Source organism: Vibrio sp. JCM 18905, assembly GCF_055393305.1.
This window is the reverse complement of record NZ_AP043878.1, coordinates 1,062,508-1,080,409: the sequence shown is the minus strand read 5'-3', so window position 1 is coordinate 1,080,409 and position 17,902 is coordinate 1,062,508. Positions and strand designations below refer to the sequence as shown.

At 45.8% G+C, this 17,902-nt stretch carries 13 protein-coding genes; 3 read left to right on the top strand and 10 right to left on the bottom strand.

Annotated features, from left to right (window positions below; genetic code table 11):
• Positions 1–114 precede the first annotated feature (114 nt).
• The 6 genes from ACZ5ZC_RS04725 to ACZ5ZC_RS04700 all read right to left on the bottom strand — a co-directional run bounded on the left by ACZ5ZC_RS04725 (position 115) and on the right by ACZ5ZC_RS04700 (position 10,237).
• Positions 115–690 carry an Lcl C-terminal domain-containing protein gene (locus ACZ5ZC_RS04725; RefSeq protein WP_053808314.1) on the bottom strand — a complete coding sequence of 192 codons (576 nt, stop codon included), beginning with the start codon at positions 688–690 and terminating at the stop codon, positions 115–117.
• A 1-nt stretch (position 691) separates the two neighbouring features.
• A complete protein-coding gene (locus tag ACZ5ZC_RS04720; RefSeq protein WP_464931431.1) occupies positions 692–2,143 on the bottom strand; it encodes an Lcl domain-containing protein in 1,452 nt (483 codons plus the stop codon).
• 25 nt (positions 2,144–2,168) lie between these two features.
• On the bottom strand, positions 2,169–4,418 hold the full coding sequence (locus ACZ5ZC_RS04715) for a proprotein convertase P-domain-containing protein (protein WP_464931430.1): 2,250 nt from the start codon (positions 4,416–4,418) through the stop codon (positions 2,169–2,171).
• 12 nt (positions 4,419–4,430) lie between these two features.
• Positions 4,431–6,569: a TonB-dependent hemoglobin/transferrin/lactoferrin family receptor gene (locus ACZ5ZC_RS04710; protein WP_464931429.1), complete on the bottom strand. Its 2,139-nt coding sequence runs from the start codon at positions 6,567–6,569 to the stop codon at positions 4,431–4,433.
• Positions 6,570–8,567, bottom strand: coding sequence for a prolyl oligopeptidase family serine peptidase (locus ACZ5ZC_RS04705; RefSeq protein ID WP_464931428.1), 1,998 nt, complete (start codon positions 8,565–8,567; stop codon positions 6,570–6,572).
• Between the two features lie 326 nt (positions 8,568–8,893).
• Positions 8,894–10,237 (bottom strand): DEAD/DEAH box helicase, encoded by a 1,344-nt coding sequence (locus tag ACZ5ZC_RS04700; protein WP_047009779.1) that lies wholly within the window; start codon positions 10,235–10,237, stop codon positions 8,894–8,896.
• A 552-nt stretch (positions 10,238–10,789) separates the two neighbouring features.
• On the opposite strand from ACZ5ZC_RS04700, the gene ACZ5ZC_RS04695 reads away from it, so the two are divergent.
• Complete coding sequence (locus ACZ5ZC_RS04695) at positions 10,790–11,044, top strand: Lpp/OprI family alanine-zipper lipoprotein (RefSeq protein ID WP_005375145.1); 255 nt, start codon at positions 10,790–10,792, stop codon at positions 11,042–11,044.
• Positions 11,045–11,070: 26 nt separating this feature from the next.
• Here the strand turns inward: ACZ5ZC_RS04695 and ACZ5ZC_RS04690 are convergent, their stop codons facing one another.
• Genes ACZ5ZC_RS04690 through ACZ5ZC_RS04675 form a run of 4 tightly spaced genes read right to left on the bottom strand, consistent with a single transcriptional unit; the run spans position 11,071 to position 15,182 of the window.
• Positions 11,071–11,997: a L,D-transpeptidase family protein gene (locus ACZ5ZC_RS04690; RefSeq protein ID WP_005394922.1), complete on the bottom strand. Its 927-nt coding sequence runs from the start codon at positions 11,995–11,997 to the stop codon at positions 11,071–11,073.
• A 6-nt stretch (positions 11,998–12,003) separates the two neighbouring features.
• Entirely contained in the window at positions 12,004–13,419 is a 1,416-nt protein-coding gene (gene phrB / locus ACZ5ZC_RS04685; protein ID WP_464931427.1) for a deoxyribodipyrimidine photo-lyase, read from the bottom strand.
• 19 nt (positions 13,420–13,438) lie between these two features.
• Complete coding sequence (locus ACZ5ZC_RS04680; protein ID WP_085344176.1) at positions 13,439–14,242, bottom strand: MerR family transcriptional regulator; 804 nt, start codon at positions 14,240–14,242, stop codon at positions 13,439–13,441.
• Positions 14,232–15,182, bottom strand: a complete 951-nt coding sequence (locus tag ACZ5ZC_RS04675; RefSeq protein ID WP_046875782.1) for a YbgA family protein — start codon at positions 15,180–15,182, stop codon at positions 14,232–14,234. The genes ACZ5ZC_RS04680 and ACZ5ZC_RS04675 overlap by 11 nt, the downstream gene beginning before the upstream one ends.
• 397 nt (positions 15,183–15,579) lie before the next feature.
• Here ACZ5ZC_RS04675 and deoD point away from each other — a divergent pair, with 397 nt between their 5' ends.
• Positions 15,580–16,290 (top strand): purine-nucleoside phosphorylase, encoded by a 711-nt coding sequence (gene deoD, locus ACZ5ZC_RS04670; protein WP_005394915.1) that lies wholly within the window; start codon positions 15,580–15,582, stop codon positions 16,288–16,290.
• 71 nt (positions 16,291–16,361) lie between these two features.
• Positions 16,362–17,831, top strand: a complete 1,470-nt coding sequence (locus ACZ5ZC_RS04665) for a hypothetical protein (protein ID WP_005394913.1) — start codon at positions 16,362–16,364, stop codon at positions 17,829–17,831.
• The last annotated feature ends 71 nt before the right edge of the window (positions 17,832–17,902 follow it).

Here is a 17,902-nt window from a genome sequence, read left to right as displayed (position 1 = left end):
CATTCTGCTCAACACGATAAGTGCCAAAGGTTAGGGTTAGAAAAGACAAAAGCTCCGCACTGGCGGAGCTTTTTATAAAGGCAAAGCTATCAATCTTTATTAACGTAATAATTATTATTCATCTGTCACTAACAAGAGAGAGCTTTTGAAACTTGAGTCTAACGGATCTCTATTGAAAACCTCACCATTAGTCGTATCAAGAGTAGCAACATGCTTACCGTCACCATTAGGTGTGTTACTCCAGATATTACGTCCTAAAATATCGTCCTTGTCTGTCAGTGTATAACCGCTCGCAAAGCCTGTACCATTCATCGCTGGGCTATAGCAAGCTTGCTCCGTTAACGATACCAACTCTTTAATGTTTGCTAGTCGCCAATTCTTTTTGCCAGCAAAGTTGTGTAGAGGGTGGTTACCGGACGGATTACGAATTTGTTGGGCCGTAGACAGCGCGAATTGCCATGACATCGTAGCTCGCGTTCCGGTGCATTCTTCGTTTGCTGCATTCCATGTCATACCGACTGGACAGCGCATCCATGTAAGACCTGTTTTTAAGTCAGTTACAGTTCCCTTATCTGAATAAGTGTAACGTGTATTAGGTGCTGTTTTAGCAAACTCAGTCGAACACTCTTGTGCTGCCATTGCTACTTGAGAAGCCAACACAAGAGATAGCGCGGTCATTAGTTTCTTCATCTTATTGTCCCTTAACTGCTACTAGACGGATTGGGAATTGGTAGGAATCATAGGCATCTTCACTTGTACTGCTTGAGCGAATCTCAACGAATGAAGTGGCCCCTCTATCTGCGCCCCGAGAGACAATTGCGGGGAAATAAATCTCACCATCCATGAGCTGTGATGATGTTTCCGTAAACCTAAAACCATCATGCCAAAACGCACCTTTTTCTAAATAAGGGCTGCCTAAAGTTTGCTGTGGGAAGTATTTGACATTAAAACCATACACATTGTTCGGTTCATATTCTGTGCTCGGCGCAAATAGTGTCTTTTCACCGAAATCTAGTAAGTCATAAGTTTCACGGTAAGTAGGCAGGCGCCAACCAGTGATTCCACATAACGATTGTTTGTTTATGTACTCAACGTATTGGCTCGTAGTACAAATTTCATCGCCCACCTCTTTACAGCCCGCAAGATCTACATCTTTGCTAAATGGCTTAAATGTTTCAGACTCAAACGCAAATAGGCGGTCTTTAAATTGAATAGAGCTCGCATCCGCACTCTTGTTTTCCCAAACAAGACCAGTACGCTCATCCAAAGTGCAAGCCCACTCAGTGGCATCTGCAGCTAAAGCAGCGCCTTGTGAATCTAGCTTAACGAACTTAAAGCCCGCGCCTGTCGACGTTTGCTTGTCCTCTTTGTCAAAGCCGTATTCCGCATCTTGACCAGGGTAAGAAGCTTGAACCTCTGCAACGTCTGCTGCGCCATCAGCAAAATGAAGAACGGCCCCCGTATCGTTGCTGCCAACCGTTTGTTCAGCAACTGCTGCAATTTCTTCAGCAAATGCACTCACTTCCGCTTCAGACAGAATATCAGAGGCTAGCGATTTACCTTGGAAGCTAAGACTTTGAGCAAGCAGCGCTACGCCTTTGGTCATTTGTTGTGGTTGCATCGCAGCTAATAGCGCAACCGTGTTTTGCTCTAGCTTGTCTAGCTCGCTGGCTTCTGCGTTAGACATTACCGTACCAGATAGAGAAACACCGGCATCCGTGAGTTGCGCTTTAACAATATCTTCAGCTTGAGCAACGGTTTTACCGTCAACCACAAGACCTGCGAGCAATGTTGTTACACCATTTACTGTGTTACCCGTGGCTAAGTTTTGGCCTGGAGCCGCAAGACGCAACGTTTGGTTTGAGCCTTGATCAACTTGAGCAAGAATCGTGCTAGTCAAAATGTTCTTGTCGCTTGACGTCAGGGAGAACTTACCAGCATTATCCGTTTTAGCACTCGGTTCAGTAGTATCACAAACGTAGTTCTGGTTTAAATCGATACATACTGGCGTATCAAGAAGTGTACCTGCAGAAACGATGGTGCCAGCTACATTATAGGTCGGTGTTGACGTGTCACCACCAGAACCACCGCCACAACCAGCTAGGGCTAGTGACATAGCAACGAAAGAATATTGAAACTTCATAAATTTTGTCTTCTTTAGATTTTAATTAACGAGAACGAATCACTCTCACCATTGAAAGCAGGAAAAGTCCTAACAAGGTCCAAGGCGAACCACTGCCACCTGAACCACCACTGCTTTCTTTAGTGGTATCAGCACTACACTGATACTGAGCAAAGTGACTAACACCCCACTCTTTCAACACCCCAGAGTTCCCTGACACGCGGTCAGATACTTCGAGACGCCAAGTACCCCAACTCGGTTGACCGACAAGTGCTTGTAACTCCTCGTCATACTGAGCGGTGAAGTAACCTTTAAATCCATTGGTATTGCTTGATTGATGGCTAAGTAGCACAACCGATTTACCTTGCGGAGACACAAGCGTCACTTGCAGATCCTGCAGTGAGTCATGTTCGATGTTCAGGTAAACCGCAAACGAATCATCAATCGTGCGTGACTTGTCCGATAGCGTCTGAGAGAACAATCTGTCACCCTGCTCCGGCAAAGCGGAATTCACGGATTGAGGCTGGATATCGAGCTCTGGCGTACCATTAACCAGCATCACCTTTTCGCTCCACTGGTGAGTCTTTAAGCCTTCAGCAAATTGGTAATCCAATGAAATAGAGGAATCGAATTGCGTGCCACATGTCAGACCGCTTGGTAACGCCACCTTCATTGAGGTCGAGTCAGAAAGCGTTTCATCAAAGTCGAAAACGGATGCGTTATTTAGCTGCCATTGCCCTTTGATGCTCGCTTCGCGGCCAGTTTGGCTCAGGCTCACTCCCACGTCTTGACCTTGTGCGATGTATCGAGCGTCATAGCGAACGCGAAAAGGCGCTTTAAGCAAGTTGTGTTTGTTGAAGCTGTCCGTCAGGAACTGGGCATAGTCTTTATTTGGGAACAAAGTGCTTGCGGCAAACACGGTGGACTCTGCCAAATCATGCATTTTTACACCACGACCAATACCGTACATGCCTTCAAGAACAATGGCGTCAAACTCGCGGAACACGCTATCGGTGTCATCACCGTATCGTTCAACCGATGCTTTAAGCGCTTGGAACAGTGGCGTTGACCACAGCTCATCGCCTAGTTCACCGCCCACACTAACGTGCGCTGGATACTCTGAGCTCTCGAAGTAACGCGCTCTTTGGTTCCATAAGCTACGAGTTGTTTTGCGTGTTCCGAACATACCGTCCCAGTTGAACACCGTATCTAACTCGAATTCTTGGCCACGGCGAGCTGCGTCTAAATACTGTGTTCGGTAGCTCGCGCTGCCCGCCCAGTAATCACCAACACCTTCTCCAATCGCGCCAGTATGGCCATACGCCCAATCAGGAACGATTTGATAATGAATCCCGTGTCCTAGCTCGTGCAAAATCACATCTGCATCTGCAGCATCTGGAGATACTCCGCCAACGCCTAACATCAGCGCACGCGAACCTGTGTAGTAAGAAGAGTTGTCGAGTGCTAAACCACGTCCATCAAAACGAAGCGGCTCTTCAAATAAGTCATAGCTCAAGCTCGATAAGTACTGCAGTGAGCTGTCAAGATGGTAAAACGCCATCAACTGCAAAAAGGCATTGTCGCCAAGTTGAGCGCTTTGCATCGCTTTTACATCCGCAAAAGATTGAACCCCCTCAGGCGGCAAAATACTGCTTGTATCACGCACAGGCTCCGCACCTACCGCAGGTGAAGACAGTAATGCAAGTGCATCCACCTGTTTAACGCGCTCGTTGGCTACGTAGAACTTGCCACCAGACTGCAAAACTTGAATCTGCTTCTCAACATATTGAAGTGGCTGCGGATAATCCTCTAACGAATTCCAAGCAGAATCAGGCGCAGCTTGTTGTTGCATTGTACGTAAATCAGGATCAAAGAGTGAGACGGGAACCGTTACTAACTCACCAGAGCTCAATGCTGGCGGCTCGGTCACTTCCAAGCGAACAGGCAGTTCCAGTTCTCCGGCTGGCATCGCCTCGCCATTACGAATCACCGTATCTTCAAGGCTTTTGAAAATACGCTCGACTTGGCTGTCTTGGTTAGTCGACAGCACAATGGTGCGTTGCGGTTGATACTGCCCATCGACCCACACATCAAAGTTGTAATGATCTCCGAGCTGAGAACGAGTTTGATAGCGAAACTTAAGTTCGCCAGCGCTAGCGTAATTGGCTTGTAAGTAGCGCAGCGCTTCGGCTTGGTTCGTGACCGTAATAGCCGCGCTAGGGTAATCCCACTCGGCAGCGTTCGTCACTTGAACGCCTGCCAACGCAAGAGAAAGCGCTAAAAGTTTGAGTTTCATGCAGGGCTCCTACTAAAAGATGTACTTCGCGTTAACCGTAAAGTAACGACCTGGTTCCGTTGAGTAGCGTTTGCTCTCATCTGCTATGCCAGCAACGTCTTGGTAACGAATGTATTCTTTGTCGAACAGGTTGATGATGGTCGCACTCAAACGAAAATCTTGGGTGATTTGGTAACTTGCCCCCAAATCAAGCGTGTTCCATGAATCTGTTTGTGCGCACTCGGTCTTTTGTCCAAGTGACGTTTGGCAGCTCGGCACACGATCCATCGAACCAGCCCAGTTCCACGTCGCGAACGCATTAAAGTCTTGCTGCTGATAGTTCAGCCCAACATTGCCCTCGAAAGGTGTGATGCTACGAACGTACTCGCCTTCGGCGTCCTTTCCGTCAACATAACCAAGCTTGGTACTTAGCTTCCAAGACGATGTGAAAGCATACGCACCAGAAAGCTCCGCGCCGTAGGTTTCAACACCGTGTAAATTTTGGTATTGCTTGATGTAGTTACCGAAGTTATCTTGCCCTGTGGTAACAACATCGATGAAGTTTTGGAACTTGTTGTAAAACGCAGAAACGTAAAGTTGCGCGTGGCCATTATCGAATTTGTTACCGATTTCAAACGAGTCCGAAGTTTCAGCCTCTAGGTCCATGTTCGGTGCAATGACAAACGGCGTTAGCGGCACAAAGTCATGGTTTACGAAGCCATACGCTTTGTCGTATTCCGGAGCACGATAACCGTGGTTATAAGATACATAAGCGATGTTATTGACAAACACTTCACGAGAAATCGATAGGCTTGGAGATACCTCTGAGCTATCCATGTCTTTTAATGGGAAGCCGCCCACTTCACCCTCACCGTCCGGTGTTAGACGATGCGCATCAAAGCGCAGGCCGCCTGTAATGGTCCATTTATCCAGCTCCACCATGTCTCGAACGTACAGACCAATGTTATAAGCACGAGCAGGAGCGAAAGGTTGTTTGGTCGAAGGCGTTACCCCGTTCCAATCAATCTTGGAATCGCTATCTGTGCGTTCATAATAGTCAGTAGAAAGCTCGATACCGTAAGCCAATTGGTGCTCAGCATTTGCCGCATAAATCGTATTGGTGAAATCACCACGGAAGCCAATTGTTTCGTCAATGAAGGTTTTGTGTTCTAGCTCGCGACGTCTAACAGTCAAACCATTGTGGTCAACTTGTCTCATTAAACGATTCGTGTCTTCCACCACTTCGGTGTGGCGCCAGTAGACCTTTGTATCTAACTCTTCGAACCAAGTTGGATTAATCGGTGTAACCTCTGCACCAATGTAAGCGCTGTACTCTTTTGTCGATTCATCTTCTGCGAAGTCTTCGATATGCCATTTGCCATCCTTCTGTACAGATGGCGAACCTTCCAGGCGTTGTTGGTCTTGCCGATAAAGTTCGGCACGCGCTTTGACCATCACTTCATCATTGAAGAAATGATTGATGGCGTATGACGCGCTGTAACCATCCAAATCGCGGTTGTACAAATCTTGGTTGAAGTTACGCGTCTCTTCACCTTGCCAATACGCCGCGTTGACTAAGCTTTCCGTGTCGCCAGAACGAAACGCCAGATTGCTCGCGCCTTTGTATTTATTGCTGATCCCCGTGTAAGTGCCCGTGGCATCAACATAAAAGTCACGATCTTTTAAAAACTCGCCCGGCTGTTTGGATTTTAGAATCACAGCGCCACCGATAGCACCAGAACCTAAGACTGAGGAGCTCGCCCCTTTCACTACTTCTAATGATTCAAGATTAGAAAGATCAAACGTATCGCGGCCCACTTTGTCATTGCTGTCATTCGCACCAAAACCGTCTGCTGAGCGAATGCCGTCACGAATGATCATAATGCGGTTACCCGTCATGCCTCGAATCGTGATGTTTTGTGGACGCCCAGCGCCACCCGACACACTTACCCCAGGTTCATGACGCAGCGCATCATAAAGCTCTGTTTCGCCCTTTTGTTCAATCTCTTCGCTAGTGACAACTGCGACGCTGCCTGCTAGTTCAGACATTGGTTGTTCAATCCGATTCGCCGTCACCACGACCTCTTCCATAGAGAAAACGTCAGATTTGGCGTGCACTTGGCTGGCAGCTAGTACCGAAAGTACTGCCGCTGACACTGGGGTAAGCTTCATTTACTGCTCCGCTTTAGATGTTTTAATTAGTGATAAAAGAAAGGCGTATTCTTTTGCTTGTTGTTCTTGCGCTTGTCGTGGGTCCATTTGGTGGCCCGAATTAAAATCGGTCTGCAACAAGTACGGCCCGTCGCGCTCACTTAGCGCGGAAACCTTGGCGAGATACTTGGCACCTTCCCAGTAAGGCACGCGCTGATCGATCAAACCGACTTGAACCAGCATGGGTGGGTAAGCGTCTTTATGAATGTTGAGAATTGGATCGTACGCTTTCATTAGCGCCAGTTGCTCAGATTTGGTTGGGTTACCCCATTCGCCATACTGCTGTGTGGTCAGCGGAAGTGAGGTATCCGACATGCTTGCTACCACATCAACAAAAGGTACTTTAAGCACGACACCTGAAAACAATTTAGGGTCTTGATTAACCGCTCCTGCGACCAACGTGCCACCAGCACTTGAGCCGATGGCAAAAATCTCTCTATTGCCGCGTTCAAACGTTTGCAGCGCATTAGCGGCCGCAACAAAGTCGCCAATAGAATTAGCTTTGCGCACACCACGGCCCTGCTCGTGCCACTCATCGCCAAAGTACCCACCACCGCGAACATGGGCGATAGCGTAAATCACGCCTTGGTCGAGCAAGCTTATGACTTGAGGCATAAAGTAGGGCTTCATCGTAAAACCGTATGCGCCATAGCCGTAAATCATCACAGGTGATTGCGCGTGTAATTTGTCTTTGCGATACGCTAAAGAGACCGGGACAGAAACACCATCGTGCTTGATAAAAATGCGTTGGGAGACATAACGTTGGTTATCAAAATCTTGGTAAACATCTTGAGAATACAAGGTTTTAGTCAGCGTTTTTACATCAAACTCTTCCCACTGAGGAGGCGTAGTCATCGACATGCTTCGTATACGAATCTTGTTTGATTCAAAATCGCCCAACGTGCTCAACCAAGCGACATTGCCATCCTGTTCCAATGGCAGTATCGCTTTTTCCTGACCTTGGTATGAATACACCGTCAATGTCGCTACGTTGTTCGGCTTACTGAGTGCCACAACTCCTGCATCATAAAGGAAGAACTGGTCAAGCGGTTCACGAGGGGTCGTAAAGCGTTGCCATGTTGCGCTAAGAGGTGCTAGATCGGTTTGATAAAGTGCAAATGTACCTTCAAGGTTGCTGTTGATATAAACGCGCCCTTTCGCCACATCCGCGTAATATTCCACGCCCGCTTCCGACACTCTCAGTGAATCGCTTACGGTGCCCGTTTCTAGATCAACAAGCTTCTGCTCTGTGGTTGACTCGTTGTTACTTTGCAGCACCACGTAACGGCTATCTGCCGCACGGTAGAAAGAAAGTAACCAATCTGATTTGTATTCGTGCCATACAACGGTTTTAGCCAAAGATTCAGTGGAGATGCGTAGGATCTGATGAGGTCGCTGTGTACGCATTTCCTTCGAAACGAGGTAAGCCATCTTACCATCAGGTGAAAGCAATACACCGCTATCGACGTGCGTTGCCAGCTCCGTAGATTGGCCAGAGAGTAAATCAACAACCACGGCGCGATATTGCTCGCTGCCATCAATATCTTCAGTGAAAAGCAACGTGTCTCTGCTTACTTGCCACTGTCCTACTTGATAATACGGATATGCAGATTGACGTTCAGAGAAATCAAATACTGTGTTCTCTTGTGCATACTGGTTCGAACGTGATAGCAACACATAACCACCGTCACGACGCGTTAACGTCCATTCGCGTCCATTTACGATCGACCATGGTTTATCACCTTTATCTGCCACCATGGCTTCCCACTGCGCGAGCAGATCTTGCGTCAACGTCTGATATTTTTTTTGATGCTGTTCAGTCTTACGGTTCTGCTCTGTTAGGTAGGTAAGAACTCGCTCATCTTTACGAGCGTCATCTCGCAACCAATTAAAGTCATTAACGGCAAAGCAAGAACTAGAGGTAATTATGAGCCCTAAAAAAACATGAGTAAATTTCATATAGAGAGCGAATTCATTTATAGGATTAATACAATGGCGCGTATTCTGCCCTTAAATAAAAATGAGATCAATTATCATTTTCATAATCATGTGAAATTTTTATCTAGTATGTGAGGAAAAACGTTTGCTTGGACCGAGTTGATAAAACTTAATACCTCTCTAAATTAGCGATCTATGCTGTTTATATAAAACCAGATAAATATAAAAGCCTAGCAAACACGTTAGTACAGAAAGACATCATTTCGCCTAGAGATAAGCATAAAAAAACCCGAGTGCGAACACTCGGGTTTTGAAAAACTAAAATCAGTTGAAAACTGGAGCGACTTTTACTCTTCAGAGTTTGGTGCCGCTGGCTTTTTCTTCGGGATGAACACATCATCACCCACTGATACGTTTTTGTAGAAACTCTTGTCACGTTTAACAGGTTTCTTAGCCGACTTCTTCGCTTGAGGGCGTGATTTCTTCGCTGTCGCTTTCTTGTTACGGAAATCTGGCTTAGGTGGCTTCAGGCCTTTGAACTTACCTTTCAGATCTTCGAATACTGAAAACTCAAGATCTTGTTGTAGGTAAGCTTCTACACGTTTAAAGCTATCCCAGTCTTTTGGACCAACAAGAGAAATCGCATCACCCTTGTTACCAGCACGGCCCGTACGGCCAACACGGTGTACATATTCTTCAGTATGCTTTGGCATATCGAAGTTAATGACGTGTGTTACTGTCGCAATATCCAAGCCACGAGAAGCAACATCTGTTGTCACTAGGATCTTGAATACCGCTCGCTCAAACTGGCTCATGATCGTATTGCGTTGAGTCTGGTTCAAGTTACCACTCAATGCAACGGCCTTCAGTTTCTTCTCGTTTAGCTTCGCTGTTAGGCGCTCAGTATCATCGCGCGTCGCCGTAAAGATGATAACTTGGCGATATTCTGCTTCTGAAAGTACGCGATCTAGAATCGCCTCTTTATGATCAAGATGATCACACAAGTAGAATTTTTGCGTGATATCTTTGTGTTCTTCGTTAGAAACACCGATAGCAATACGTTTCGGAGCATTAAGCATTTCAGCCGCAATGTCATTTACGTCGGCGTGATCCAACGTTGCAGAGAACATTAATGTTTGACGGCGACGATGCTTAGCTGCTTTATGGATACGACGAAGCTCTGGTGCAAAGCCCAAATCCAGCATACGGTCTGCTTCATCAAGGATCAGCGTTTCCAAACCTTCAAGGTAAAGCGAGCGGTGCTCTAAGTGGTCAGCCAGACGTCCTGGTGTCGCCACGATGAATTTCGGGTAACGGCGCAGTGCTTTCACTTGATCATTAAAGTTCTCACCACCCAAAATCAATGCAGCTTCATAAGATAGGCCAGCAAGCATAGAGCGAAGCTCACCATACACTTGTTTCGCTAGCTCACGAGTGGGAGCAAGAATAACTGCGCGAGGGTCTTTGGCAGAAAACGATTTTGTCTTTAAAGACTTGTGAAGCATTGGTAATACAAACGCCAAAGTCTTGCCCGAACCCGTTTTCGAAGATGCCAATAAATCCTTGCCTGCAATCGCAACAGGAATAGCCTGCTTTTGAATGTCAGTTGGTTTTTTAAAATCGTAGTGTTTTAGGTTCTTCAACAATCGGTTGTCTAGGCCTAGATCTTTAAATTGCAAAGTATTCTCCAATAAATCAGTCAGCGTCTGAGCGCTCTGTAATGTCGTTTCCGCTCTAACGCAGCAAAAAAATAAAGCTTGGTATAATACCGCAAATCATAGGAGTATAGATAGAGATCACACAAACTAATTCCCACGGATGAAAACAAAACATCATTTGCGGCTCAATTAAGAACAACCCCTCGCTTTGTTGGTCAGCAGCTTGGCTTAAGATTTAGAGAAAAGCGAGCTCAAGGTGCGCCTCTCGTTCTCCAATAAAACTGCGTAAATGGCAGTTATTTGCGCCGAGAAACTTTCATTTGTGTCAATATCGTCTAAATTATTGATATCAGGAACGTGGCAAAAACACCTGCTATGAGAACTGTTGTGGGAATAAGGGAGATGATAATTCACTCACCTTTGTTAAGCTCAGGTAAAAGTTGACGTCAGGTACTCCATGAAATTCTTGGGTTTTTTTGACTTTTGCTACATCATGTACTGATAAAATGTATCCACATTTAACCTCGCTACTGTATAAAATAATAGTTGGTAGCGAGACTTTCACTATAAGCAAGGAGTTCTTATATGAACAAAACGTTGATCGCAGCTGCAGCAACTTCAGTACTTCTACTAGCAGGTTGTGCTTCTTCTGATGACGCAGCAACAGCAAATGCAGCAAAACTAGACGAACTAAGCAACCAAGTTAGCCAACTAAGCCAAGACGTACAAGCTCTTCAATCTGACGTTCAAAAATCAGGTGCAGCAGCAATGGCTGCTCAAGAAGAAGCTGAGCGTGCTAACGAGCGTATCGATAACATCGCTCAGTCTTACACTAAGTAAGATTTGATACCGCGTCTTAACGCCTGTTAAGGCGCGGTTATTTCGACAGGAACCCCATTCTGTGCGGCAATCGCTGCTTTAGCCTTCACATTTTTCAGTCCGAACTCATCCAGCCACCACTTTAACTCTTTTGGTACCTGTAGGTGATCTTTCTCACCATTGCTGCGAGTCAATGGCTCATGTGCCTCTAAAAATACACTTCTGTCCGGCTCTAGTGATACTTTCACTGGTTGGTTAATGATATTCACTTCTTCACCGTTACGAACTTTTTCAAACAACCATTCAATGTCGCTCGGGTCCATACGAATACAACCCGCGCTGACTCGCATACCGATGCCAAAGTCTTTGTTGGTACCGTGAATAAGGTATTCACCATTTCCGTAGGCTAAACGCAATGCAAACATGCCCAGCGGGTTGTCTGGACCGGCAGGTACAACGGTTGGCAAGTCAATGCCCTTCGCTTTGTACTCGGCACGAATCGAGGCTGGCGGCGTCCACGTAGGGTTTGGACGTTTTTGGCTAATACGCGTTGTCATCACCGGGGTGTCTCGCCCAATTCGCCCGATTCCCACGGGGAATACATGCACAATATCTTCTCCTTTCGGGAAGTAGTATAAGCGCAATTCCGCTAAATTAATGACAATGCCTTTGTGGGGTACATCTGGGAGGATCAGTTGTGTTGGAATAGTAAGAACGTGTCCCTCTTCTGGCAAGAAGGGATCCACGCCTTTATTTGCCGCCATTAAACCTAGCATCCCGACATCGTAGTGCTTGGCAATATTTGCCATGGTTTCGCCTTCTTGCACGACGTGGTTTTCAAGGCGACCAATTAAACGACTGCCATCCTCTGGTAGCTCGTACATTTTAGCGAATGACAAACCACTCGCTAAAGATAACGATACAGATAACAGCGTACGTTTTGCGAAACTCATTGATCGCTTTTTGCTAAGCATTTCACTTTATTCCTTGGCACTTTTAAAGAGCCGTAAGGTTATCTCTCTTTCTGTCTTGTGATCAACCATCGGCTTGTGATATTCCAGTAAAGAAAATCCCTCCCAAGTCCAAGGTTTATGGATGTATTTGTTTGGCACACTTTTGATTTCAGGCACCCAGTGGCGCACGAATTGGCCATCAGAATCAAACTTCTCACCTTGGCTTATCGGGTTGAAAATACGGAAGTACGGCTGCCCATCACAACCCGTCGATGCAGACCACTGCCAACCACCATTGTTTGCTGCGAAATCGCCGTCCACCAGCTTACTCATGAAGTACGCTTCGCCCCAACGCCAGTCAATGTGTAAATCCTTGGTGAGAAAGCTCGCGACAACCATACGAAGCCTGTTATGCATCCAGCCTGTTTGGTTGAGCTGACGCATTGCTGCATCGACGATCGGGTACCCTGTCGCTCCAGCCTTCCATCGCTCAAAAGCCTGCTCATCATAAGACCACTGAATTTTATCCTCCCAGTCGATAAAGCCTTTGCCTTTAACGAGCTTTGGTTCGAAAACCAACAGATGCTGATAAAACTCACGCCAAATGATCTCACTCAACCAAGTTGCTTTTCCTTCTGTTAGGTCATTTTGTTGGTTTTCAGCATACAAGCGAGCAATACATTGCCTTGGTGACAACGCACCAATCGCAAGATAGGGAGACAGTTGACTGGTGCCATCAATAGCCAGAAAATCTCGATCTTCCTTGTAAGCATCACTGCGCTCACGAGCAAATTCCCTAAGCTGCTTTAAAACATCATTGGTCGAAGCAAACCAATCCTCGCTGGACTCTCGAGGATAGCTAAACGTGAAGTCTGAACTAAATCGAATCGGCTCTAATTGTTCCAATATTTTGCTGCTTAGCGGCGCTTGTTCGTGAGGCTTTGTTACCGCTGGCATTTGAAACTGCGTCAACCAAGCACGTTTGAATGGTGTAAATACCTTAAAATACTCACCTTGCTTATTGAGAACCGTCGTTGGTGGGTGCACACATTTGTCGTGAAACAGTTCAAAATCGATATCATGGGAAGCTAGCGCCTCACTCACTTGTGCATCGAGCTCTCTTTCATTCACTTCATAGTGAATATTCGCCATAACAGACGTTGCTTCAAGTGTTTTCGCCCATCCACTAATCACTTCGGTACAATCAGAAAACGACGGCACCTCTTTGTATAAAAAAGGAACATTCAGGCTTTCCAACTCGTCGTTGAGATACTCTAAACGACGAGCAATGAGATCCGCCTGCATCGGCGCCATGTGGTGTTCTCGCCACTGCTCTGGCGTCGCGATAAAACAAGCGACAACAGGCTGACCTGAATCTAACGCCGCTTTAAGTGCGGTGTGGTCTAACGTTCGTAAATCACGTCGAAACCATACTAAGATCATGGTGTCTCCTTCGTTTCGTCTACTCTGTTAGGTGCAGTTTCTCAATCACTTCAGAACATCCAATACGTTCGCCAAAACGTGTTTGAAGCATTTTGATGGACTCCACTTGCTTAGCTGCCAGCGCTTTATTGGAAAACAGGTAAATGAGCGAGTAGCTATCAACAACTTCGTGATCCAGTAAACCAGAGACATCATCAACTTTGTCGATCAACGTCGTGTGATACCCTTGCTCACACAACTTCGCCGCTTGAATCCAGCTCTCTGCTTCCCTATGTTGTTCAAAGCTGATAAGCAAGCACTTCCCTTTGGAAGCGGCTTTGTTTTCAGAGTCGATAACAAGGGCAAGACGAGTGATCAAACAAGTTTGAAATAACCCCATCTGCAACGATCTCAGCGATCCTTTGACCATCTCCAGCGCGTCAAATACAGGGTCAATAAATTGTTCAATAACCAAGTTCAATGGATATTCTTTGAGAACAGAAGCAAGTAAGCTCTCCGCTTTGCCTCGATTCAGTTTCGAAAGTGCTGATAACATGGTTTCTACTTCTTCAAGAGTACGAACTTCATTGTTGACTTCTACGTCTGCACTTTTTCCCAAAAGTCCCTTTACTTTACCGATTGCAATCCCCTTCGCGAGCCAACTCTGGACTTCACGAATCGTATCGAGATCTTGCTGTCGATAAAGTCTGTGCCCTTTTTCTGTTCGCTGAGGCTGGATCAAATTGTATCTTCTCTGCCAAGCTCTCAGCGTAACTGGCTTTACACCCGTGATTTCTGCGACGTCTCGGATCGCGTATAGTTTTTCTTCTGAACTACAAACCATAGCGTAATCTCATCTCCTGCGGATACGGTTCTAAAAACTTCTGTTTTGCTAAATACTCATCTGGGTAAGTGTTTAAGTAGTGCTTAATCAATGTCAACGGTGCTAACAATGGCAATGTACCAGTGCGGTAGTCATGAATTACTGTTGCTAATTCTTCTTTTTCGTCTTTAGTTAAAGCGCGCTTAAAATACCCTTGTAAATGCATTAGTACGTTAGTGTTGTTTTTTCGGCTAGCACGATTCGCAAGTGCCTTCATAAGACCTAAGCGATACTCTTGATAGAATTCTTCGATTTCATAGCTAGCGACATCGGCAACTAAACGACCAAGAGAGCGGTATGACTCAGGGTGATGCGCCATCAAGGTCAACTTATAGCGCGAATGAAAATCGATAATTTTGCCTCGAGTTGGCTCTCCGTCCATCGAGTCATAAAAGTCGTTCAAGCAAAATACTCGGGTAATAAAGTTTTCTTTTAATACAGGATCGTTGAGTCGGCCATCCTCTTCGACGGGCAACCAAGGCATTTTTTTCATCAGCGTTTGTGTGTACAAGCCGACGCCTTCTTTCGCTGCGTTATTTTTGCTATAAACCTTGACGCGCTCCATACCGCAAGTTGGAGACTTGGCACAGACGATGTAACCACAAAGTTGCTCGCTTTGTAGCTCCTCCACTTTGTTAGCAGAGTAAGCAAGCATATTATCGGTATGGTCATTTTCTGGATTTTTAGTTTCTACTAGAGCTACACGCTCTTCTTCGGAAATCAAACGAATTGTTGGTCGCGGCACTGGCATTCCGACGCCCACTTCGGGACATACCGAAACAAAGTCAAAATATGGGCTGAGCTCTTTAGTCACAAAGTTACTGACTTTATGACCAGAGTCAAAACGAACCCGTTCACCCAAAACACAAGAACTGATACCTACTTTGATTGAAGATTCCATGATGACGCATCCCTATACAAAATTTTTTGTTGTATAACTTATAGCAAGGCTTTTCAGATTGTACAAGAAAATAAATTGTACAATTTAATCGTTTTACTGTTCTCAAGAGCATTTCGATCAGCGCTTTCTCAAAAGTTTTTTATGTTCTCAATGTCCATTTTGTGCGCGCAATCGACAAATCGCTCAAAAGCGAATCGATTGCTCTTTTGCTTTCAACAGATTTAGTTATCAATGATGTTCATGGTTTCTAAAAGCGTGGTTTTTGTGACTAAGCTCTCAAGGGGCCACTGTACGTCCCGATATTATTGCTTCAACGAAAACGAACAAGTTCAACAGAATTGGTAATAGCGTTCTATACTAGAGGCGTTTTATCAAAACAAAACTTTGGAGAGCACTTATGGCAACCCCACACATCAATGCACAACCAGGTGATTTCGCTGAAACGGTTCTAATGCCAGGCGACCCTTTACGTGCTAAATACATCGCAGAAACGTTTCTTGAAGATGTGAAGCAAGTTTGTGACGTTCGTAACATGTTCGGCTTTACTGGCACTTACAAAGGCAAAAAAGTGTCTGTTATGGGTCACGGCATGGGTATCCCTTCTTGCTGTATCTACGTACACGAGCTAATCGCAGAATACGGCGTGAAAAACGTAATCCGTGTAGGTAGCTGTGGTGCGGTACGTGACGACGTTAACCTAATGGACGTTGTTATCGGTATGGGTGCTTCTACAGACTCTAAAGTAAACCGTATCCGTTTCAACAACCACGACTTCGCTGCAATCGCTGACTACGGCCTTCTAGAAGAAGCGGTAAACCAAGCGCGTGCTCAACAAGTACCAGTGAAAGTTGGTAACGTATTCTCTGCAGACTTGTTCTACACACCAGAAGCTGACATCTTCGAGAAGATGGAAAAACTAGGCATCCTAGGTGTAGACATGGAAGCGGCTGGTATCTACGGTGTTGCTGCAGACCTAGGTGCGAAGGCGTTAACTATCCTAACGGTTTCTGACCACATCATCCGTGGCGAAAAACTAAGCTCAGAAGAGCGTCAAAAGTCGTTCAACGACATGATGAAAGTTGCGCTAGAAACCGCAATCAACATCTAAGAACAAGTAGTAAGTAATAATTTGCAGCCAGAGTTATTGCTGGCTGCCCGAATTATCCCGAGGGGGCGATTGTGTCTAACGGCGAACTGCCAAAAGACGCAGATGGGTTACAACTCAACTTTTGTAAAACATTGGCGTGTGACAACTTTGGATTGAGTGATGCAAAGCGTTACGTTCTGCAACATGCTAACCCTAAACGTCCGGCGATGGTATGCCGTGAATGTGGAGCTTTCCCCCCCTTACTTAACAATCGCGATGTCGTGAACGAACTTCATCGCCTGCGACACGTCCACAGTGACGGGTTGCCTGCGTGCCGCAATGATGATTGCGAGAACTTTGGACTATCCGTCCACACGCATAAACACCTCTACCACGCTTTCGGTTACAGTGGTGATCGTCAACGTTACCGTTGTAAAGCGTGTCAAAGTACCTTTGTTGATAAATGGTCAGGCGCGAACAAAAAGCTACAATTCCAAGAGAATTTAATGGGCTTATTGTTTACTGGTTACTCTGTGCGCGAGATCTGCCGAAAACTCAGTATCAACCCGAAAACCTTTTACGATCATGTTGATCATATTGCGAGTCGCTGTCGCCGTAAATTAGCCACTATTGATGCTCGTTGGGTAAACCACGCAACGCACTATGAATTGGCCTCAAACTATGTTGCATTGCAGCCAAACAGCAATAATGGTGTCTACTGGATTGTTTCTGGTGAAGCCCACTCAGGCTATATTCTTTGTCAACATGTGAACTATTCTGCTGATGAAGAGCCAATCGCCACGCTAGACCATAACCCGTACGACGAGGTCTCTCGTTTTGTTTCCCAAGAGTACACTGCGGAAGCAAGTGAACCGCCAGCGGAACCTTCGAACCTCCTGCGTGAGCGTATTGACCAAAAATACCAAACCATTTTGGCTCGCGGTAACGTGGAAGATCCTCTTGGTAATCTTTCCGTATTCCATTACCCATCTAAAGGTGCATTAGTTCGTCCGCCTTACACATCATACGCTCATTACTTGCATGTACTTGATATGTGTTGCCCCAACAAACGTGTATCTCTATATATGCCTCAAGACCCCCTGCTACGTTCGGCAGCACTGAGCGTTTGTTTGTCTCGAATTAAAGAGAAAAATGTCGACTTGATGTACGTAGAAGAAGATGCAAATTGGGACATGAGCACACCTTTTGGCAAGGTCGATATCGCCTATATGAGCTGGTGGCGAGATCGCTGGGCGATCTCCACTCAAGACGAAAGCCACAAAGGCATTTGCTACCTTGCTGGTGATAGAAATGAGCCCGAGAAATGGTTTAACGTTGCAACAACTCGCCATGTGCAGTTCTATCAAAATCGCTTCCAGATCCTTTTCGAAAGCTTCATTAACGAGCCACGTCGCAAATTACGACCTGCTGGAATTTTACCTCTTTTAGATATATTCAGAGCTTGGCATAATTTGTGCTATCAGGATAAGCAGGGTCTTACCGCCGCACAAAGGCTAGAAGTCACTGATGCTCCTTTGACCATCAAACAGCTCCTATCGTAACTATTGGCATTTAGATGTAGTAATTAGGGGCTGTGACAGTATACATTACGGCACCTAATCGTTTACCAAAG